14 protein-coding genes and 1 tRNA gene are annotated in these 20,657 nt (G+C 51.4%); 8 read left to right on the forward strand and 7 right to left on the reverse strand.

From position 1 onward, the window contains the following. Positions 1-28: 28 nt before the first annotated feature. The gene (locus J7I43_RS08565) at positions 29-1,156 is read left to right on the forward strand and encodes a FecR family protein (RefSeq protein ID WP_209145259.1); all 1,128 of its coding nucleotides are present in this window, start codon (positions 29-31) and stop codon (positions 1,154-1,156) included. 178 nt (positions 1,157-1,334) lie between these two features. Here J7I43_RS08565 and J7I43_RS08570 read toward each other — a convergent pair whose 3' ends face one another. Next, positions 1,335-2,429, reverse strand: a complete 1,095-nt coding sequence (locus tag J7I43_RS08570; RefSeq protein ID WP_209145260.1) for a fatty acid desaturase family protein — start codon at positions 2,427-2,429, stop codon at positions 1,335-1,337. Positions 2,430-2,562: 133 nt separating this feature from the next. Then, a complete protein-coding gene (locus tag J7I43_RS08575) occupies positions 2,563-3,303 on the reverse strand; it encodes an SDR family NAD(P)-dependent oxidoreductase (RefSeq protein ID WP_209145261.1) in 741 nt (246 codons plus the stop codon). Between the two features lie 74 nt (positions 3,304-3,377). Here J7I43_RS08575 and J7I43_RS08580 point away from each other — a divergent pair, with 74 nt between their 5' ends. Together J7I43_RS08580 and J7I43_RS08585 are read left to right on the forward strand one after the other, a co-directional pair. Next, positions 3,378-3,746: a winged helix-turn-helix transcriptional regulator gene (locus tag J7I43_RS08580; RefSeq protein ID WP_236023341.1), complete on the forward strand. Its 369-nt coding sequence runs from the start codon at positions 3,378-3,380 to the stop codon at positions 3,744-3,746. A gap of 68 nt (positions 3,747-3,814) precedes the next feature. Beyond that, positions 3,815-3,886: transfer RNA gene (locus J7I43_RS08585), tRNA-Glu, on the forward strand. Positions 3,887-3,997: 111 nt separating this feature from the next. Here J7I43_RS08585 and J7I43_RS08590 read toward each other — a convergent pair. The 5 genes from J7I43_RS08590 to J7I43_RS08610 all read right to left on the reverse strand — a co-directional run bounded on the left by J7I43_RS08590 (position 3,998) and on the right by J7I43_RS08610 (position 12,649). Then, on the reverse strand, positions 3,998-6,139 hold the full coding sequence (locus J7I43_RS08590; protein ID WP_209145262.1) for a hypothetical protein: 2,142 nt from the start codon (positions 6,137-6,139) through the stop codon (positions 3,998-4,000). Between the two features lie 201 nt (positions 6,140-6,340). Then, positions 6,341-8,083, reverse strand: coding sequence for a RagB/SusD family nutrient uptake outer membrane protein (locus J7I43_RS08595; protein ID WP_209145263.1), 1,743 nt, complete (start codon positions 8,081-8,083; stop codon positions 6,341-6,343). 55 nt (positions 8,084-8,138) lie between these two features. Then, complete coding sequence (locus J7I43_RS08600) at positions 8,139-11,249, reverse strand: SusC/RagA family TonB-linked outer membrane protein (protein ID WP_209145264.1); 3,111 nt, start codon at positions 11,247-11,249, stop codon at positions 8,139-8,141. A gap of 251 nt (positions 11,250-11,500) precedes the next feature. Then, positions 11,501-11,998, reverse strand: coding sequence for a DUF4199 domain-containing protein (locus J7I43_RS08605; RefSeq protein WP_209145265.1), 498 nt, complete (start codon positions 11,996-11,998; stop codon positions 11,501-11,503). A gap of 75 nt (positions 11,999-12,073) precedes the next feature. Further along, a complete protein-coding gene (locus J7I43_RS08610) occupies positions 12,074-12,649 on the reverse strand; it encodes a Crp/Fnr family transcriptional regulator (protein ID WP_209145266.1) in 576 nt (191 codons plus the stop codon). Positions 12,650-13,278: 629 nt separating this feature from the next. On the opposite strand from J7I43_RS08610, the gene J7I43_RS08615 reads away from it, so the two are divergent. The 5 genes from J7I43_RS08615 to J7I43_RS08635 all read left to right on the forward strand — a co-directional run bounded on the left by J7I43_RS08615 (position 13,279) and on the right by J7I43_RS08635 (position 20,621). Continuing rightward, entirely contained in the window at positions 13,279-16,443 is a 3,165-nt protein-coding gene (locus tag J7I43_RS08615) for a SusC/RagA family TonB-linked outer membrane protein (protein WP_209145267.1), read from the forward strand. Positions 16,444-16,455: 12 nt separating this feature from the next. Next, on the forward strand, positions 16,456-18,036 hold the full coding sequence (locus J7I43_RS08620; protein WP_209145268.1) for a RagB/SusD family nutrient uptake outer membrane protein: 1,581 nt from the start codon (positions 16,456-16,458) through the stop codon (positions 18,034-18,036). A 28-nt stretch (positions 18,037-18,064) separates the two neighbouring features. After that, positions 18,065-18,763 carry a fasciclin domain-containing protein gene (locus tag J7I43_RS08625; protein WP_209145269.1) on the forward strand — a complete coding sequence of 233 codons (699 nt, stop codon included), beginning with the start codon at positions 18,065-18,067 and terminating at the stop codon, positions 18,761-18,763. Positions 18,764-18,771: 8 nt separating this feature from the next. Then, positions 18,772-19,866 carry a hypothetical protein gene (locus tag J7I43_RS08630; RefSeq protein WP_209145270.1) on the forward strand — a complete coding sequence of 365 codons (1,095 nt, stop codon included), beginning with the start codon at positions 18,772-18,774 and terminating at the stop codon, positions 19,864-19,866. A 158-nt stretch (positions 19,867-20,024) separates the two neighbouring features. Beyond that, complete coding sequence (locus J7I43_RS08635; protein WP_209145271.1) at positions 20,025-20,621, forward strand: RNA polymerase sigma factor; 597 nt, start codon at positions 20,025-20,027, stop codon at positions 20,619-20,621. Positions 20,622-20,657: the final 36 nt, after the last annotated feature.

Raw genomic sequence — 20,657 nt, forward strand, 5'->3', positions numbered from 1 at the left:
CCTGTGATAACCTCTCTATATATTCAGAATGGAAAACGAATTTCAAATACGCATTCTTCTCGTGAAGGAAATTTTCGGCACCATTACCGCCGAGGAGCAGGAGAAGCTGGACAAGATCCTCGCTACCAGCGAGGAAGCCCGGGCCTTGCGTATTGAAGTCAAAAACAACACCATTACCGCCGGCCGCAAGGAATTTTATACGCGGGACATGGAAGCGGATTTCCAGGAAGTGCTGCGCCGGCATCATCTAATAAAAATGCGGCGTTTACGCAACAGGCTGCTGGCCGGCGCGATGATCGCGGGCGTGCTTGCGGCCGCTTACTGGGCCTGGCCGCGGCTGCCCGAGGCTGTATCGCCGAGGCCGGTGATGCCTGCAAGAAGCCATGCCGTTGTATTGGAGTTCGCCAACGGCGAAACCGTGGCCATGCAGGATAAAGGGCTGCAGAGTTATCGCATCGGCGGTACCAGTGTGTATAAAGACAGCCGTTTTCTGCGCTTCGCCCCCGCTGCCGCCGACGCCGCCGGTTGGAACACGCTCAGCGTGCCGCCGCGGAAAGAACAGCGGCTGCTGCTGGGAGACGGTACCGAAGTGTATCTCAACAGCGCCACCAAACTGCGGTTCCCGTTCTCCTTTCCCGAAGGGAAAAGGGAAGTGTACCTGGACGGGGAAGCATATTTTATCGTACGCAACGATCCCGCGCGGCCGTTTATCGTGCACGCAGGGCAGGCGGATATTCAAGTGAACGGTTCGGAAGAATTTAACGTAGACGCCTATACGGCTACGAGGGTTACAACATCGCTGATAAGCGGGCAGCTGACGGTTGCCGCCGCGGGCCGGGAAGCACGGCTCATGCCGATGGAACAGGCACTGGTGGCTACCCATCAGCCCATCATGAAAAAAAAGTACGACCCGGCTTATACCACGCAGTGGGTAAACGGAGAAGTGTATTTCGACAACATGACCATCAGGGACCTGGGGAACCTGACCAGCCGCTGGTTCAATACCACGCTGCATATCGATTCCCGGGAGGCGGGCGAAAAACTGGTGACGGGAAAAACGTTCCGCAACCAGCCGCTCGACGATCTGATCGACCAGATCAATGAATTGAAAACAGCGGAGCTTTACTGGAAGAATGGTATGCTCCACGCAAAATAGCAACATTCCAATCTGTGTATTTATGACAGCAATCCAGGCTTAAGCAAATTAGTACGCTCCATGCAAATAAGTGATGTGTAGATTAATGATAGCGAACTCCATCACGCTGAGACATTAAAAAAAGCCGCTCCCGTAAGAGCGGCTTTTTGATTATTCCGTTGTATAACGTCTGAATGTTTTATGCGGCGGGAATCGCTATGGCAGCGGGCTTCATGCCCAGCATACGCATAAACCTGAAATGCGAGCGCACCGCGCTCATCATGGTAGGCATGCTGTTGTACTGGATGCCGAACTCCTTGCATTTGGCCTCCACGATCTTGCTGATGGCCGGGTAATGCACGTGGCTGATGCGGGGGAAAAGATGGTGCTCCACCTGGTAGTTCAGCCCGCCCACGAACCATGACACTACTTTATCGCCGGGTGAAAAGTTCGCGGTGGTTTTGATCTGGTGTATCGCCCATTCGTTTTCGATCAGCTTATCGTCTTCGCCCACGGCTTCAAACTCCGTTTCTTCCACCACATGCGCCAGCTGGAACACGATGGCGAGCGTAAAGCCCATCACCAGGTGCATGGCGATGAAACCCACTACCCAGGCTTGTGCGCCTACGACGAGTATCGGCAGCACGATGTAGAAAAACACGTAGAGCACTTTACTGCCCCAGAACACGAGATGGTCTTGCAGTTTCATTTTCTGCAACGGCGTTCTGTACACTTTGCTTGAAAAATATTTCACAAAATCCATGATGAACACCCATGCGAAAGAAGAGATGCCGTATACGAGCACCACGTAAAAATGCTGCACACGATGCATAGGCACCCATTGCTGCGAGCTGCACTGACGCATCAGCGGGCTTTTGGCGATATCGTCGTCCACCCCGTCCACATTCGTATAGGTGTGGTGAATGATGTTGTGTTTCTGTTTCCAGATGAAGGCGTTTCCGCCGAGTGCGTTGAGCGTAAGGCCCAGTGTGTCGTTCACCCAGTTTTTATTGGAATAGCTGCCGTGGCAGGCGTCGTGCATAACGTTGAAGCCGATACATGCCAGGGTAAATCCCAGCAGGCAGCACATGATGATACCCGCGGCCGCGTGTACCGGGAAAACCAGCAGGCTTACGTACAGCACAACTGCGACCGGTATCAGCACGATGGTTTTCAGGTACAGGTGCAGGTTGCCCGTTTTCTGTACATTGTTGGTTTTAAAATATTCTTCTACCGACGCTTTCAGGGAAGGGAAGAACAAGGCATTTTTGTTGTTGAAAGAAACTTTTGGCATTTTGTTGCAGGTATTACCGCCGACGTGGATAGAAATGATGAATTTGGTTCGTCACCTGATAAACACAGTTGGCATTCTGTGTAATACTAGACAAAATATCCCGGTAAATGAAATATATTATGCATTGAAAATGTTAAATATTCGTTCCGCCGTCTACTACAAAACCAGCGCCGGTAACGTAACTGCTCTCGGGACCAGCGAGATAGGCCACCATGGCGGCGATATCTTCCCCGGTACCAAATTCGGGAATTGCCATGATAGAACGTTCATAATCAGCGTGCGGGCCGTTGGCCGGGTTCATATCGGTATCGATCGGGCCGGGGTGAACTGCGTTGACGGTGATGCCTTTGGGGCCGAGGTCGCGGGCCATTCCTTTTGTAAGCCCTACCAGCGCGCTTTTGCTCATGGCGTAGAGCGATCCGCCGGGGGTGGGCATTCTTTCCGCCTGGCAGCTGCCGATGTTGATGATGCGGCCTCCCCTGCCCATGTAGGCCAGCGCTGCTTTGGAGCCGGCGAATACGGCGCGCACGTTTACGGCGGATACGAGATCGAAGTCTTCGATGGTGAACTCGGTAATGTCTTTGTACAGGCCGATGCCGGCATTGTTGACGATGATATCCAGCCCGCCGAGCTCCCGGGCCGTACGGTCTACCGCGGCGGTAACCGCATGCGGGTCTGCACTGTCTGCCTGGATGGCGAGCCCTTTCACGCCTAATGCTTCTATTTCTTTTACGACGGCGGCCGCTTTTTCTGCGGAGGCCTGGTAAGTGATGGCAACGTTTGCGCCTTCTTTGGCCAGTCTTTTGGCGATGGCCGCGCCGATGCCGCGGCTGCCGCCCGTAACGAGGGCGGTTTTATGCTGTAATGTTTTCATACCTCAAAAGTAAACCGGAAGCACTAACTTTGCAGGTACAGCTAAAATTGTTAAGTACTAACAAAAAAGTAAGTATGCGAAAACAGGATTCTACAAACGCCCGCAACGAGGAATTGATCCTCCGGAATTGCGGGATGGCTTATACCCTGCATGTGATCGGCGGCCGGTGGAAAGCGTCGATTTTGTATAACCTGCTGGAGGGCCGGATGCGTTACAACGAATTGCGCAGGGCGATCCCGGGGGTTTCGGAGCGGATGCTGGTGGCGCAGCTGCGGGAGCTGGAGGAGCACGGGCTGGTGAAAAGGAACGTGTTCCCGGAGGTACCGCCGCGGGTGGAATATGAGCTGACGGAGCTGGGGAAATCGACGGAGGCGATGCTGCAGTGTATGTCTGCCTGGGGGAATATGCACCGGCAGAAAGAGCAAGTGGTTGCAGCTCAATAAAATTCTCCGGGGATTTTTTTGGATTTGTGAATGAAACACCTACCTTTGCCATCCCAAAAATGACCAATGCCGCGTTGGTCAATCGGCTAAGACGCCTCCCTTTCACGGAGGAATGACGGGTTCGACTCCCGTACGCGGTACAATACGATATAAATAAGCCGCTAACATGTTAACATGTTAGCGGCTTATTTGGTTTTTCGTCCGTATGATTGAATCCTATGCTAAGATTCTTTCCCACATTGACGTTGCAGCTAATACCCCTGCGCTCTTTTTAATACAATGGGCCGGGGGCTGCTTCCGTCAACCATTTGAAAAAGGGCCCAGGTATTTTGATCTTTCGCCTCCAGCCTCCAGCTTTTGGCAGGATCAGACAGCATATTTTTCACCCAGCGTGGAAAAGCATTGGCAGCCCGGGCATCTTCCCAGGTGCGGATTACGCTAAAGATGGCTTCCTTCTGCGGACAACTCTCCACATCTTTCTGGTTCAGCCGCAGGCTGTAGGTAGTACCCAAACCCACTGAAATGGCCTGTATGTGTTCGTATTCCGCTACCGTTGATTTTGCGGTGATGGGGAAATTCCCGCCCATGCCTACCGGGAAAAAATTAGCATAGGTAACATCCCGGAGGTCTTTGCCCTGGCTGGTGGTACTGCCCCATTCCCGGGTATTCACATCATAAAGGTTGCTGCCGCCGCCAACATTCCAGATACTCTGGTAATGCCAGGAGCCTTCCGACAAGGTGGCCCCGGTAAAACGGATATAGGGCACACCCAGCTTTTTTGCCCGCTCAAACATCTTCCGGAAAAACCGTTTGACGGAATAGTATCCATGCCCGTTGTTGAAGAGAAACTCCTGCCCGTCGAAATCATAGTAGGCCAGCCCGTTTATTTTGCAAACATCGGCGTAGTACTTTGCAATTTCATCCTGCAGCTGCATATTGGGGATAACACCGTCGTAGCCGTAGTTCACCGTTACCTGGAGCTTATAGATCGTATCGCCTGCCGCATGACCGGCGGGCGTTGTTTTCCAGTAACCACGCTTTACATTGAGCAACCGGTACGGCCGACGGTCAGACACTCCCAGGTAATGGATCAGTTCCTTTCCGATCTTTACCATGTTTAAGTCGGCGCAATGCCCCTCCCAGCTGGCAATTTCTTCAAGATACCTGGGATCATCCACTACAATGATGGTATCCGTTTCACTGATGTTTTTTGCAAGCAGCCGTTTTTGCTGGTAACAGAGGCTATCGCTCGGCACCGGGCTGGCATCTTTGGTGCCCGGCGCCAGTGCATTCGTGATGGGGGTTCTGCCGATCATGATCCCATACTTCGCCGCCATTGCTGACAACTCTTTGTGGCTTTGGTTGCCGGCAGTCATTTTGATGGGCTTCCGTTCAAAATGTTTTCCATCAATATAACCTTCATTTCCGCGGTCAGGCCTTAAAAATCCCTGGTCGTACAAACTAATGGCCTTGAAACCCAGGCGGCTGGCATATGATACGATGCTGTCGTTCAGGTTTCCCGCGGCCAGCGCATCCGGAACAAATGCCGCCGGGTCTTTTACCCATTTACCATTAATGGTGGGATAGGGCAATTTTTCCGACAGAACGATTTCCCGGATCACACCCATCAGCGCCGTACTGTCCGGACTGCCCCATAAAGCTACCGAAGAGCCGATGTAATCTACGCCCGGCAAGGGCTGTACATCAATATGATTGGGAATGTTCGCCGCCATATGGGGGATCAGCGAGAAAAATATCTCCCGCTTGACGGAGCGGTTTCTCGATTGATAGGAGATGGAGATCCGCCCTGCTTTATCTACCTGCGCTGCATCACCATACACCATCCGGTACCAGGGCTCTTTATGCGCATAGAACGCCACATCGCTGATGCCATTACCCCCCAGGCTGAACACCTGGCCTTCGTGCAAAGTATCCGGAAGGGGAAAACGTTTTGCGTCCGGCGTATGAACGATGTACTGAAAGGGAGCGGCATCGCCAACCGTGGCAGCCTTGCCTCCCAGCGTATTGTCGTTTAACGCCAGCATACCAATGGCATAGTTTACCGCGGCGCTGGTATCCCGCGCCACGCCGATGATCTCCCCCATCAGGTTGGAGATATTGGTATGATAGGCCCCCCACTGTACCGCCTCAATTTCCGCCCGGTTTGAGAGTGACTGCAGCTGCAGTTTAAAATATTTCTTCTGCGGTTCGATCCGGATATGCGCCACCGATCCATTCGAAAAAGTCAGCTCCAGCAATTTTCCCTTTGCATGATATGCAGCTTTAACCGGCGCATAATAGATCTTCTTTCGCCCGTCGTAAATCTGCATCAGCGGAGAAGGCTTGTCTGCAGGACTGAACTCCCTTTGGGGCGTTACCGTGGTATTTTTCATACTGGTGATGAACCCGCTGCTGTTAATGTGTATTTTAAAGCATGCCGTATTAAATGTCCATTGCGCGGAAACCATACCGGCAGTGCACAAAACGGCAAGCAACAAACATGCTTTTTTAAACATTCGGAACTTATTTAAAAACCGGCAACCTCATTTCATTTTCAGTAAAAAACTAAAGTCTGCCTGTTTATTTTGATACGTTTACTGAAGAGGATCAAAATCGCCGCCCCAGTTATTATTTTGTTTTAACAGGGGATTGCGGTCCAGTATCGCTTTGGGGATACCGTAGATGTAATACTGATCCTTCAATGCGATATCCACCGCATCGGTTTCTACAACAGTTGTCGTAAACCGGTCCCATACCACATTAATATCATCCAGCGGCGAAACATTCGGCTGGCCTGGTTTTAATAAAAGGGCAATGCCATGCCGCTGTTTTAATGCATTCACCATTCCGAATAATTTCCACCGGCGCAGGTCGGACCAGCGTTTGCCTTCGAAACAAAATTCTACGAAACGTTCTTTCTGGTAAACCGCCCTGAGATCCGGCTGCGAGGTCGCCTTAATACCGTAATTCCCGTCCGCTCCGGCGGTAATGCCCGCCCTGTTGCGGATCAGCTTCAGCACGTCTATCGCTTCGGTTGTTTTCCCCAGCTCATTAGCGCATTCACCCAGGTTCATCAATACTTCCGCATAACGGATCTCCGGCCAGTCGACGGCCGCATTGTAAACCGTTCCCTTGTCCAGGTTTTTGTCAATTGCCTTGATCCGGTAAAAACTGGAGTTCGACCAAAGCGGATCTGTGGTTACCTGGTTATGCGCCCCCTCAATACCGGTAGCCCCGGAATAGTTGGTAATAGCGGTAAAATAGGTCCACAGATAACTTTTGTCGTCCCGCATTCCTTTTAAATACTGGTTGGGCGCCCCATTATAGTAAATATTTGCATAAAACCGGTCGTCCCGGTTACGGAACAACGTGTCGTAGCTTCTTGCCTGGTCCTTCCAGCCGGAGCCGTCTTTCATTGGAAAGGCATCTACCAGGTCAAGCGAAGGCCGGTCATAACCCACGTCGTCTTTAGACCAGTTCAGCGGCATTAACCCGCCCTGAAAGTAAGTAGCCTGCGGGTAATTGTACCGGCGCACCATGATCACCTCTTTGTTCAGTTCATCTTCCCAGATCTTGCTGTAGGGAGCATAAAGCCCTTTGCCTCTTTCGTCCAGGAAGTTCCTGGCTGCCAGGTTGGCGTCGTACGCTTTTTGCCAGGATGCAACCCCGCCCAACCCGTTAAACAACGGGCTGGCATAAAACAGCAGCACCCGTCCTTTAAATGCCAGTGCGGCGCCTTTATCGATCCGGCCCACGTCGTTCCCGGTAAAGGCGTCTGGCAGCAAGCCGATGGCGTCATCCAGGTCTTTCAAAATTTGTGTAACACATTCAGATGTTTTGTTCCTTGGCATTTGAAGCTGTGTTAAATCGGAAGTGGGCGCCTGTGCGTTCAGGATCAGCGGTACGCCTCCGTAGCTGCTTACCAGGTTGTGATAAGCCCAGGCTCTCCAAAAAAGCCCCTCGCCTTTCAGCTTATCTTTATCTGCCTGCGTAAAAGACGATCGATCAATGTTATCCAGCAGGATGTTGACGGACCTGATGTTGTTATATTGCCCGAAATTATTGTAAGAATCAAAAGTGGCGGTCCCTCTGAACCAGGCATTGGTCTGTTTCTGATAGGCCACTCCCTCATCGGTCCCGTTTGCGGACCCGCTCGGGTTGCCGGGCATCATCGCGGCATAGATCCCATTCAGATAAGCCGTTGCTATATTCGGGTCTGACCATACCTGCCCGGGGTCAACCGCGGCCAGGTTCTTTTTGTCCAGCACTTTGCTGCAACCTGCCAATACCAGCAGTGCCGCAACAACCGGTACTTTCAGTTTTATAATATCTCTCATTTTCTTTGATTTAAAAATTGGAAATTTAATAACTATGCGTGCTTCGGCTCACATCTTAAAATTTCAGGTCCAGCCCGATCGAAAAAGTCTTCATGGTAGGATAACTCATAAACTGGTAAAGCTCCGGATCATAGTATTTAAATTTAGAAATATAGAACAGGTTGGTTGCGGCCGCAAAAACCCTCAGGTCTTTTGCATTGATCTTCCTGATTACAGCGGCGGGCAACTGGTAATTCAGGTTTAAATATTTCATGCGCAGGAAATCTCCTTTATATACATTGAATGTTGAGGTCCAGGTATACCCATAGGAATGCGCATCGCCCCAGGGATAAATTTTGGGGGTAGTTCCATCCGGGTTATCCGCGGTCCAGGAATCGGCGTGATATACAGGCACTTTACCGCCGCCGCCAAAATTCCTGCCCCAGGCGTCGTTATAGCTGACCTTGAAACCGGAAAGGCCGGAAAGGAGGGTTTCAATGCCAAAGCCTTTATAGGATAAGGAAAGATTCAGACCAAAAGTTACCGGGGCATTGTTGGCGCCAAAGTAGTCGCCTAACACAACCTGGTCGTAGCCGTCTACCATATTGTCCGGCTTTCCTTCCGGCCCGCTAAGGTCTGCCATCAACATATCGCCCAGTGCCGGCTTCACACCATTAATGGTAAACCCGGCGGGCAATTTGTCCAGGTCTTCCTGGGTACGTATAATGCCTTGCGCCTGGTACCCGAACCCGTATGCGCTTGTTTTGCCATTGGGATTTTCGAAGGGCCGTGCATTTGCCGCAACGTCTTTTTTTATGACCTTATTGGTGGCATAGCTGAAAATACCTTTTACTTCATAGTGAAAGTCGTTGCCAATGGTATTCTCGTATCCCAGTTCCAATTCGAACCCATTGGAGTTCATTGCCCCATAATTTTCAGCGGGCAATGCGCCTCCAAATTCCGCGGGGATCGCCAATATCCTGCTTCCCAGGATATCGTAGGTATGGCGTTTCCAATAATCGGCCACCAGCCGTACGTGGTTGAAGGCCGTAAGTTCCAGCCCCAGGTCTATGGAATTTGAAGCTTCCCAGGTTAGCGCCGTATTCGGGATTCCGCCATAATTAAGCCTTGGAGCGGCAACACCGGGGTTACCCAGGTAATACGTACTTGACTGGATGTTATATTGGTCCAGCCACTGCCAGCCACCAATCGCATCATTACCCGTAGTTGCAAACGATCCTCTTATCTTTAAAAAGTTCAAAGATGACGCGATAGCTGTTTTCCGAAAGAAAGGTTCTTTAGATAACACCCAGCCCACAGAGACGGAAGGGAACCAGCCCCAGCGTTTATCAGGCGCAAACTTTACGGAACCATCCCTTCTTACCGATGCGGTGAGCAGGTATTTTCCATCATAATCATAGCTCAAACGCCCTATATAAGACAACCTGCCATCCTGCGACTCATTACCTCCCGTTGACCAATCGGCGTTATTGGCGCTGGCGGCAAAGAACTGGTCCGTAGGAAACAGCGGAAAGTTGTAACGGTACATCGACGTATAATTGTAGGCCCCCTCAAACTGCTCGTAAGCAGCCAGTACATCTACACTATGCTTCCCAAAACTCCGGGTGTAATTCAACTGCGTATTCAACTGATAATTATCCGTTCTCCCATATTCGTTCCCAAGATATTCGGTGCCCGGGTCGCCGCTTTTTATCGTTCCAATTATTGTATCGGTATAAATAAGACTGTTGGCGCCAGCCTTTTTAAACTGATACAAGGGCTGCTTTTTTGCAAATGTCTTGATATAGTTATTGGCAAAATTCCTGCTGTACGCCGCTTTTACGCTTAGCCCTTCCACAAAAGGCACTTTGTATTCCACGGTCACCAGGCCATCCATGAGCTGGTTCCTGTTTCTGTAGTAGCCGCCGTTCCGCATCATCTCCACCGGGTTCCCCAGCCAGCCGGGATCAACCGGCTTACCGTTGATGTAGGGAGGTGCAAACACATCCCAATACAGCAACTTTCCCCAAAGGTTATTCAGGTCCGAAGATCCGTAATCGTATGTAAAATTGAACCGGTTAAAGGTGCCGAAACTGGAGCTTAAATTCAGCCCTAACGTAAGGTTCTTAACCGGCGTAGCCTGGATGTTCCCTCTAAGATTGTATTTCTTATACCATACATTGGGCAAAAACCCATTTTCATTAAAATAAGAGCCGCCCATATAATAGGTAATTTTATCGTTGCCGCCAGACAACCCCAGAACATGCCGCTGACTATTGGGATTTGTATATGCCGCATCGTAATAATTTTCCCCTTTAGGATTTGTTTTCAGCACCCAGTCAATTTCCTCGTCACTCATCCCGCCATTAACCGACCTGGAAAGCTCCAATCCGTCTTTCAGCGGCATATATTCAGGGAGCTTGCCGGTACGTTGGGTATTGAATGTAGTGGTGAACTGAAATACCGGCCGGCCGCTTTTGCCTGTTTTTGTTTTAACCAGCACAACCCCGTTTGACGACCGTGATCCGTAAATGGCGGCGGAAGCAGCATCTTTCAATATGGTGATGTCGGATACTTCATTGGGGTCCAGGGCGTCGAAACTCGTCTTATCCCTCACTACGCCGTCGATAACAAATACCGGGACCGTATTTCCGCTAAACGAAGAGGCTGCCCGGATCTTAATGTTGGACCCGGCGCCGGGTGTTCCCGTCTGGCTGCTTACAAACGTACCGGATAACCTTCCGGCCAAAACATTGGATAAGTTGGAGGTAGGGATCATCTGCACATCATCGGAATTAATAGATGAAACCGCGGAAGTCATTTTGGCTTTAGACTGGTTTCCGTATCCCACTACAACCACCTCATCCATATTTGACGTGGAAGTTTTCAGTTCCGCCAAAACTTCAGATGAGGATACCGTTATGGTTAATGGCTGGTACCCTACCATTGTGATCGTGATCCGGCTTCCGCGCGTTACCTGAACTTCAAAATTCCCCTCTGCGTCCGAAACGGTGTTTTGATTGCCTTTTTCTGACCTGATAGTAGCACCGGGCAAGGCGATCCGCTCCACCGCTGCAATTACCTTTCCTTTAACCTTCAGGGCATCCTGGGCATACAATAAAGTAGCTGGTAGCACCAGGCAGACGGGGCCCAGTACCTTCAATAGTAATTTAGTTAGTTTACGCATAAAAAAGAATTAAAATAGTCCATCGAAAACCTACCGGTTCCCGGAAAATCGTTGTTATAAAGTTGACGATGCTACCGCGGTTCTACAACAGCAGATTTGACCAGATATGATACTATTTTTGCCGGCAAAAGCACCTCGCTATAGCCTGTCCATTTCCTGTTTTCGTTCGAAAAATTCCGCGCTCCCGGACGAAAAATAAAAGAGGCTTCCGTAAAGAAGCCTCTTTTATTTTATTCCCTTCGATCCCTCCATCATGAAGACACCACCGAAACCTTCCTGCTTCTGATAAACAGCGAAACGATAACCGAGAAAACCGCACCCGTGATCAGCCCGCCCACAACGCTTTGCACGATAAAAGCCCCGGTGTTCAGCCGTGATTCCGCTTCCTGCGCCGACATCTGCCGCCGGGACACCGCAAATTCCCGCATATTTTCAAAATACTCCGGGGAAATGAGCCCGGTGGTGATGAGCTGGCTCAACGGGCTGAGCAAGACCATGAACAGGGTCAGCAGCATGCCGCTTTTAAAGGCCTGGCGGAAGGTGATCGTTCCGCGGAAAACTTTCATTTTCTTTTCGCGTAAAGCGAGCACATAGATCAATAACGAGGGCAAAAGGATAAACGCCGATACCAGCTGCTGATATTGGATATGGCGGCCGTGCAGCCCGCATACATGTTCTGTAAACATCCAGGCCAGATACACCAGGAAGTGGATACCCGCCCATTTGAGCTCGGTTTGATAGTTTTTCATGCGTTATGATTTGACAATACGAAATTCGCCAACCGGTACCGGAAAAAAATTTACAAATGTTGAGAAACGGAAAAATTATTTGCCGCTGATGATGCGGCTCAGCTGGGTAGGCGTAATGCCAAGGTAAGAAGCAATGTGGTATTTTTTAAGGCGCGGCAGGATCGGGCCATGAGACAGCAGGAACTGCTGGTAACGCGTGGCCGCCGTTTCCGAACGAAAGGCGATTTCGAGCGGTTCTTTTTCGATCACCCAATGTTTCTCCAGGTAATTGATGTAAAACAGGGCGATATCCTGGTGCGTGTCCACCAGTTTTCTGAACGAACTGAAATCATATTCCAGCACCGTTGTGTCTTCAATGGCCGTAATGGCAAATTTGCTCGGCGTGCCGGTCATGGTTGCGGTGACAGACGCCGCCAGGCGGTTTTCAGGGAAAAAGTATTTAATGATCATCTCGCCTTCCGGCGGCAAATAAGACTGATAGGCCAGTCCCTGGCAGATAAAAGCGAATTTCCGGGGCACCTGGCCTTCCATTACCAGCAGCTCGCCCCTGCGGTACGTTTTTTCCTTTAAGAGGTCTGCCCAGGCCTGCCCGGATGCTTCCGTAACCGGGTAATACCTGCGGATCTGCTGGAAAAATTGTGTTTTGCTCATGTGCCTGATTGAGAAACTAAACTAAAAAATTATTCCTTTTAATAATACCGCCAGATCTTGTGACCGGGTTTCCCTTCCCGGTCGTATAGAATTGTTAAAAACTGATACTATTTTCAACTTTTCCCTGCTACCTTCTAAATACAGCACTTGCTCCTGCGCTGGCATGCGCAAAATCTGCGGCCCGAGGCCTATGGCAAAAAAATACCACTAATAGAGAATAAAGGACAAGGAATTTCAGGCGAATTAGAAGAGCTTTGAATAAAGAACATTGGACGCGTTATGAATTCAACAACAAACTAACCAAAATTGGCTGGTGGAATTGTTTATCCGGTCTTGCCTACTTAGATCAAACATTTTTTTTCACTACGAACAGATTCATGTTAAATCAACAGGTCAGCAAAAAAATTTTATCGTTCAAAAAAAAGTAACCGACGTTGGCCGCTATTTTTTTGTCCCGTTATGCAAACGATTGCATCAAACGATTGCATAAAAAGCGGCATTTCGGAAAACGATTTTATCCGTACCTCATCGCTGGGTCAACAGCTTGTTACACAGGAATCAATCGATCAAATATCAATTCACAATCACTTGTATCTATTTTTTTAAAACTCTACTTAACGAATTCCCGTATGAGAAAACGCATGAGTGCAAAGACCTGCATCTTCTACGCCAGGAAGCTGCTTCTACCTGTCACTTTCCTGCTATTGCTGCAAGCCTGGACCGGCGCAGCTTTCGCACAATCAACAAAAGTGCAGGGCGCCATCAGAGACGAAAAAGGTAATCCCCTCCCGGGCGTTACCGTATTGGTAAAAGGTACCAAACAAGGCGTGGCCGCCGACATGGAAGGCCGGTACACGATCTCCGTGGCTTCCGGCGCCACATTGGTATTTACCATGACGGGCTTTATCAGCAAAGAAGAGCCGGTGGGAGATCGTACTACCATCAACGTTACCCTGCTCGAAAACATCTCTACCCTCAACGATGTGGTGGTAGTAGGTTACGGCACCCAGAAAAAACGGGACGTAACGGCCGCCATCAGTTCTATCGGCGAAAAGGCCATCCAGGAAAAACAGCCCGTCAGCATCTTCGACGCTATCCAGGGCGCGGCCCCCGGCGTAAGGGTGATGAGCAACTCCGGCGCGCCCGGAGACGAGCAGGACATCACCATCCGCGGCCTCTCCACCCTCTCCGACGCCGGCGTTAAACCGCTGTATATCGTAGACGGGGTGACCATGAACAACATCAACAGCATCAACCCGAAAGACATCCAGTCGATCGAGATCCTGAAAGACGCAGCCTCCGCCGCCATCTACGGCTCCCGTTCCGCCAACGGCGTTATCCTCATCACCACCAAACGCGGTGAAGAAGGCAAACCGCAGGTAACGCTGGATTATTTCAGCAGCTGGAGCACACTGGCCCACCGCGTGCCGCAGGCTAACCGCCTGGAAAGGCAGATCTTCGACCGCCGTTCCAACATCGGCCTCGATCCCAAACCGGACGATTCCACTTCGTTCGCCCGCAATGCTGACAATGACTACCAGGACCTCATCACCCAAACGGCCCGGCGCAACCAGTTCGACCTTGGCGTGAGAGGCGGCACCAAACAGCTCAGCTATTACACCGGCCTGCAATATCTCGACGAAGAAGGCATTGTGCGGAACAGCCAGAACCAAAGATTTTCTTTCCGTACCAATATCGAATACAGGCCCAGCAACAAACTGACGATGGCCACCCGTTTTTTTGCGGGGTACCAGGACCGGAATAATATCGACGAAGGCAACGTGATCCGCCAGGCGCTGCAACGCCCTGCCGGCATGGCGCTATACCTGCCTGACGGAAGTTTTATTTTCAACAACGGCGGTCGCAGGAACCCTCTCGCGGAATCTATCTACCGGAAAAACAATTCGCACATCTACCGCGGAACCGTTTACCAGTCGTTCGACTACGCATTGCTTCCTTCCCTCAACCTGCACCTCGACGGGTCTGCGGACGTTGCGCTGAGCAAAACCAAAACGTTCAATTCCAAAGTGCTCGACACCAACTCCGATCCCGTTGCAACAGGTTCCGAACGTTCCGTTTTGCCCGTCAGAACGCAGACCAACGCGTATCTCAGCTACAAAAGAACTTTCAACGAAGATCACAACCTGTCTGCCACCGCGGGCCTGAACTATGAAAAGAATACGGAAGAAGTGACCAATCTCGCCGGTCGCAGGTTTGTAACCGAAACCGTGGAGACGTTGAACGCCGCTTCGGAATTTTCTCCTTCCGATATTTACAACGACGGCGTTAATTCTTCCCTGCTGGGCTTCTTCGGCCGCATAGGTTATGACTACAAAGGCAGGTACCTGGTCAACGGCGTCATCCGCCGCGACGGTTCTTCCCGCTTCGGCCGCGACACGCGCTGGGGCAACTTCCCCTCCGTGTCTGCAGGCTGGCGCTTCAGCGACGAGCCTTTCATGCGTTGGGCCAGCAGGATACTGACGGACGGTAAGATCCGCGGCAGCTGGGGCGTAACCGGCAACCAGGCCATCGGCGAATACGATGCCCTCACGCAGTTCATTTTCGGGGATTCCCGTTACGACGGCGTTAGCGGCGTAACCACCAACAACCGTCTCGGCAATCCCAGCCTGAAATGGGAACAAACCGTACAGTCGGATATCGGGCTGGACCTCACCTTCCTCAACGGCCGCATCGTGTTCGTAGGCGATTATTTCGTGAAAAACACCTCCGACCTGCTGTACGACGCGCCGCTTCCCCTGGAAGCCGGCTACCCGGGTAAAGTGCGTACCAACGCAGGCACCCTCCGCAACAGCGGCATCGAGCTGGGCATCACCGCATACCCCGTTCATACCAAAAACTTCCAGTGGATGACCTCCGTGAACTGGACCCGCATCCGCAACAAGATCACCGATCTGCCCGGCGGCGATTATATAGACGGCATCTGGTATGTAGGCGAAGGCCTCGAAGCCGGCAACTTCTACGGTTATGAGTACATGGGCGTTTACCAGTTCGACCAAAGCAACGCCTGGACGCCCGATTACACCACCATGCTGATCCCGGAATTTGCAAAAGACGGTCATGGCAACATCGTCATCGAAAAAAACATGCAGCCCGTACTGGTGGGTTATCATACCCCAGACGGACAGAAATATACCGGCGAAGTGAAACAGATGACCACCGGCGGCGTTGTATCTAAAGGCGGCGACATCATCTGGCGCAACATGCCGGATAAAGACGGCGCTTACAACAGCAGCATCGACAACGAAGACAGGAAGATTATCGGTTACGGCCAGCCGCGCTGGAGCCTGGGCTGGAGCAACAGCTTCACCTATAAAACGTTCACGCTGTCTTTCAACTTCTACGGCAACTTCGGCAACGACATCTACAACGAGAACAGGCGCAACACCGCTTCCTTCTCCAACAGCAACACCACGCCCGAACCGTATTTCATTTACAACATGTGGAAATATCCCGGGCAGAATACAGACGTATACCGCGGGGGCGACAAAGCGGCGGATAACATGCGCCGCGGCGGCAGCTACTTCCTGGAAGACGGCTCCTTCATCAGGCTGCAAACCGCGAGGTTAGGTTATTCCCTGCCCGGCGAAATATCCAGGAAAGCCCGTATGCAGATGGTGAACATCTATGTATATGGCAACAACCTTTTAACATGGACCAAATACACCGGCTTCGATCCGGAAGTAGCGCAGCGCAGCGTATTGAAACCGGGAGACGATCCGGGTAAATATCCCCGCAGGCGTGAAATCGGTGCAGGTTTGAATGTCACATTTTAATAAGAACAGTGTATGAAAAGATTTAACTATCTAACGATCATATTTACAGCGCTGCTACTGGTATCCAGCCTGCAGTGCAATAAAATGCTGGATGAAAGCCCCGTATCCACCGCGGACCCCGCAACATTCTGGCAGGACAAAAACGACGCCAAAGCCTGGATGGCTGGCATCTACAACCAATTGCAGACCGTGCTGCGCACGAACTGGTTCGATTGGGGCGAAGTACGTTCAGACAACATGACCGTAGCCGGTACCGGTAACGCACAAACGAAAATGCTGAACAACAACCTTTCCGCCAACGACGCCGACATCAACGGCGTTACCCGCTGGACGGACCTTTACACCGGCATTTCCCTCTGCAACTTCGGCATTAAATATTTACCGGTAATGATCGCCGAAAACCGCGATCAGGGCGAGGCCATCTATAAGGATTACCTCGGCCAGTGTTACGCGCTGCGCGCCCTGCTGTACTTCTACGGCCTGCGCGTATGGGGTGAATTGCCGATGCCGCTGGAGCCCGTGGAAGACCTCGGCCAGCAGGTGCAGTACCCCCGCTCCCCGATCGCCGTGGTAAAAAAACAGATCCAGGACGACATCAAGGCCTCCCTCGAGCTCGTTGGCAACGACCTCACTTCCCTCGGCATCAAATACCGCATCCAGAAAGCAGCGGTATACGCTTTGCAAACAGACGTACACATGTGGTTCCAGGAGTACGACGAAGCGCTGATCGCTTCGGAGAACTGCGCCAACACCAGCAAATGCACCTGGGTAAGCAACCCGATGCAGTGGAAAGACATGTTCGTGAATCCTGAAGCATCTTCCGAAACCATCTTCAACCTTTTCTGGAGCGATGTGGAAAGAGGCAATACCGGCGTAGGCGTATGCCAGAAGCTGGGCTCCGGCTCCAACACCCACCAGTATAAAGTGCGCCCGGAACTGTGGCAGGAAATGAAAAACCACACCGTGGACGATGTGACCACAGACGGCCGTTTTTACCTTTGCTGGGATACTGTCACTTATAACCTCCAGGCGGATTATGCCGCCAACGTGGTGCAGTTCGGTAAGTTCTCCATATGGGAAGCGGCGCCCGGCGGCGACTTCATTTTCGAAGGCAACAACCAGTGCAACGTGAAGATCCCCATTTACCGTTTTGCCGACGTGATGCTGCTGCGCGCCGAAGCCCTTACCCACAGGAACCGCTTCGCCGAAGCGCTGGAGATCCTCAACACCGTTCGCCAGCGCGTTGGCTGGACGGAAACCGTGGAGGAATCAGACGTTCCGGTTGGCGCGGACAAGGTGAAATACATCGAGCGCCTCATCCTGAAAGAAAGGCAATATGAATTTATCGGCGAAGGCAAACGCTGGTTCGACCTCTGCCGCATCGACAAGATGTACGACTTCAGCAACAACGGTTATGCATACCTGCGGGAAATGATGAACCCGATCCTCACTTCCAGGACCGGCGCCATACCGTTCGACAACAGCGCCAACGTTCCGAAAGGCATGTACAGGATCCTTTACCCGATCAACTCCGACGCGTTCAACGCCAATCCGCTGCTGAAAGATCACCAGAACGAGCCTTATGATGAATAATTGCTTAAACCGTCAATCTGAAATGTGTATGAAAAACATTCGTCAATATATCTTCCCGGTGCTGTTGTGCGGCGTGGCGTTCTCCGCTTGCAAAAAGCTGCCGCTGCAACCGAAGTTTGAGTATGAACAGTCCTTTTACGACAATAAACTGAACATGACGGCCATGGAGTTCATGCAATCCCGGCCTGAACTGTTCTCCAGCATGCTGGAAGCGATCGATTATGTAGACAGCGACCCGGCTTACAAAGACATCAAGCCTTTGTATTCCGCCGAAGGTTACACCTACCTGCTGCTGCACAACACTGCGCTCAGCAACCTGGAAGACGCCAACAGCTTCTTTTCCAAGAACACCTTTCCCAATCCCGATCCAACCCTGCCGCCCATCAAAGGCTCCAGCTGGACGCAATACGACAAAAAAGTGGTGGCAGACCTGCTGAGATATCACATCCTGAAAGGCCGCCAGGATTATACCAATCTCAATTCCACGCCCAGGTGGGTAGACACTTATCTCACCAGCGAAACGAACCCGCGCGCCAAAATATATATCTATATGCAGGCCACACGCGAGGGGTATATTTTCTTCAACAACTATCTTGTATTCCCGGATGCGGCCTACAAGGAAGTACGCCCGCGCACGCCTGACCTCCAGGCCACCAACGGCCCTATCCAGGTGATGAACCGGTACCTGGTGCAGCCCACGCAGGAGCAATTCGATAACAACAAATAACCGCGATCATGATAAACAAAAAATATAATCCCATATTGGCCCTGGCCCTGTGCGCATCGATGGCCGCCTGCAAAAAAGGCGACCCCGTAGAGATCACTACGCTGAGCAAAGCCGGCAGGGAATTTTATTTCGGAGAGAGAGTGTCTGTATGGGCAGGCGTTGAAGGGGAAAGAAAAGACATCACCTATTCCTGGAGCGCCACCGGCGGTACCTTCGACGGCTGGAGAACGCAGGACCTTTTCGAGAATCTCTGGATAGCGCCCGCAGTGCCCGGGGAATACACCGTGACCGCTACCGCGAAAGACGGCAAATACACTTCCACCCGTTCCACCACCATGACCGTGTCCCGGTATTTCTTCGACGAGTTCCAGGACAACTTTACCACTACCGGTTCCGGCTGGTCTGAAAGTAATACGGACAGATCGGTGAAAGCCGACACGGACCCGGCGAAGTCCACCATCGAAATATCCAATAAAAGCACCAGCAGCCCCAACCTGCGGCGCTCGCTCAACCTCGCGGAACTGAAAATCCCGTTCTCCGTGAGCGCGCAGTTCGGATGGAAGAAATATTTCAGGCCCAATTCCGCCATCACTTTCTCCATGTATTTCGTACAGCCCACGGCGCATCCCAACTATCCCTTCCTGAAGGAGATACGCTGGGAAATTTTCCCGACCGTAGACCCCGCTACCACAGACAACTACCAGGTAAGGCTGGTAACGAACGTACCGTCCAACACCTCCGGCGACCAGTTCAGCGCCAACAGCAATACTACCGCCACGCTGCCGAAACCGCTGCCGCTCATCAACCCGGTGAAAGGCCGCGTGCCGGCATTGTCCATCGCCAAAGACGTGGAAAAGAAGATCACTTTTTCCGTAGACGCCGGTCATGTGTTCCACGCGTACATCGACGGTCAGCTGTGGTTTACCAGCAACGGTCTTAAAGAATGGCTGGACTACTGCAAAACCACCTACTCCGGCTTCGAAGACCCGATCGCCAAGGAGTTCAGGGTGGCTTTCCCCGCCAAAGCCAATAACAACGAAACCGTGAGCACGATTTTCCTGAACAGCGTATACATCGTCAACGACGGAAGTATCCTGAAATAAAAGAACATGTAAACAGGGGGGCGACCAAAAAGTACTCATCTACTTTTTTGGTCGCCCTTTATTTTTTAGGGTAAATATGTTACAGGAATATTGCGGATTTCCGGCATTTTTATCAAATTTTATTATAGTTTGCATCCGGGGCATAAATGGTGAATACTTTGACAGTCAACCGGTCATACGAAGACAGAGAATTGCTTTCGCGCATCGCGGAAGGTGATGAAAATGCCTTTAACCAGCTCTTCGACCGGCTATGGGGCCATGTGTACAGCGCCACTTTACGGCTCACCAAATCCCCCGAGCTGTCCAAGGATCTTTCACAGGAAGTTTTTCTCCGCTTGTGGCAGCACCGCGACCGGCTCCCCGGCATCACTAATATTCACGCGTTCCTGTATACCATCACGAAAAATTTGGTCACGGATTTTCTGCGAACAAAGGTGTTCCGGGAAAACAACCAGTCCTTCCTCACCAGCTATTTCGCGCACGACGATACGGACATCCTGAAAGCCCTGGAAACGAAAGAAAAAAAGGAATGGCTCCGCGAGGCCGTCGGGCAGCTTCCTTCTCAGCTGCGGCAGGTGGTGGAGCTGGCCTATTTTGAAGGAAAAAATCACAAAGAGATCGCCGCTGTTTTGCAGATCACTCCTGCTTCTTCGAGGATATACCTTGTCCGGGCGATCGCTTCTTTGCGCAAAAATGTTACCCCCGGGCGGAGCGGGCTCTCCATGAAGCTGCTCTTGCTGGCCATACTTCCCTAAAAAAATTTCCGCCGTTATGTTAACATATCGTTATCC

The sequence above is a fragment of the Chitinophaga chungangae genome, from assembly GCF_017742215.1.
GTDB lineage: Bacteria > Bacteroidota > Bacteroidia > Chitinophagales > Chitinophagaceae > Chitinophaga > Chitinophaga chungangae.

Excerpts from the sequence above, each read along its gene's own strand:
- J7I43_RS08595 (WP_209145263.1), bottom strand. The coding sequence starts at position 8,083 with ATGAGAGATATTATAAAACTGAAAGTACCGGTTGTTGCGGCACTGCTG.
- J7I43_RS08610 (WP_209145266.1), bottom strand. The coding sequence starts at position 12,649 with ATGAGCAAAACACAATTTTTCCAGCAGATCCGCAGGTATTACCCGGTT.
- J7I43_RS08630 (WP_209145270.1), top strand. The coding sequence starts at position 18,772 with ATGATAAACAAAAAATATAATCCCATATTGGCCCTGGCCCTGTGCGCA.
- J7I43_RS08580 (WP_236023341.1), top strand. The coding sequence starts at position 3,378 with ATGCGAAAACAGGATTCTACAAACGCCCGCAACGAGGAATTGATCCTC.
- J7I43_RS08600 (WP_209145264.1), bottom strand. The coding sequence starts at position 11,249 with ATGCGTAAACTAACTAAATTACTATTGAAGGTACTGGGCCCCGTCTGC.
- J7I43_RS08605 (WP_209145265.1), bottom strand. The coding sequence starts at position 11,998 with ATGAAAAACTATCAAACCGAGCTCAAATGGGCGGGTATCCACTTCCTG.
- J7I43_RS08575 (WP_209145261.1), bottom strand. The coding sequence starts at position 3,303 with ATGAAAACATTACAGCATAAAACCGCCCTCGTTACGGGCGGCAGCCGC.
- J7I43_RS08565 (WP_209145259.1), top strand. The coding sequence starts at position 29 with ATGGAAAACGAATTTCAAATACGCATTCTTCTCGTGAAGGAAATTTTC.
- J7I43_RS08615 (WP_209145267.1), top strand. The coding sequence starts at position 13,279 with ATGAGAAAACGCATGAGTGCAAAGACCTGCATCTTCTACGCCAGGAAG.
- J7I43_RS08625 (WP_209145269.1), top strand. The coding sequence starts at position 18,065 with ATGAAAAACATTCGTCAATATATCTTCCCGGTGCTGTTGTGCGGCGTG.
- J7I43_RS08590 (WP_209145262.1), bottom strand. The coding sequence starts at position 6,139 with ATGAAAAATACCACGGTAACGCCCCAAAGGGAGTTCAGTCCTGCAGAC.
- J7I43_RS08570 (WP_209145260.1), bottom strand. The coding sequence starts at position 2,429 with ATGCCAAAAGTTTCTTTCAACAACAAAAATGCCTTGTTCTTCCCTTCC.
- J7I43_RS08620 (WP_209145268.1), top strand. The coding sequence starts at position 16,456 with ATGAAAAGATTTAACTATCTAACGATCATATTTACAGCGCTGCTACTG.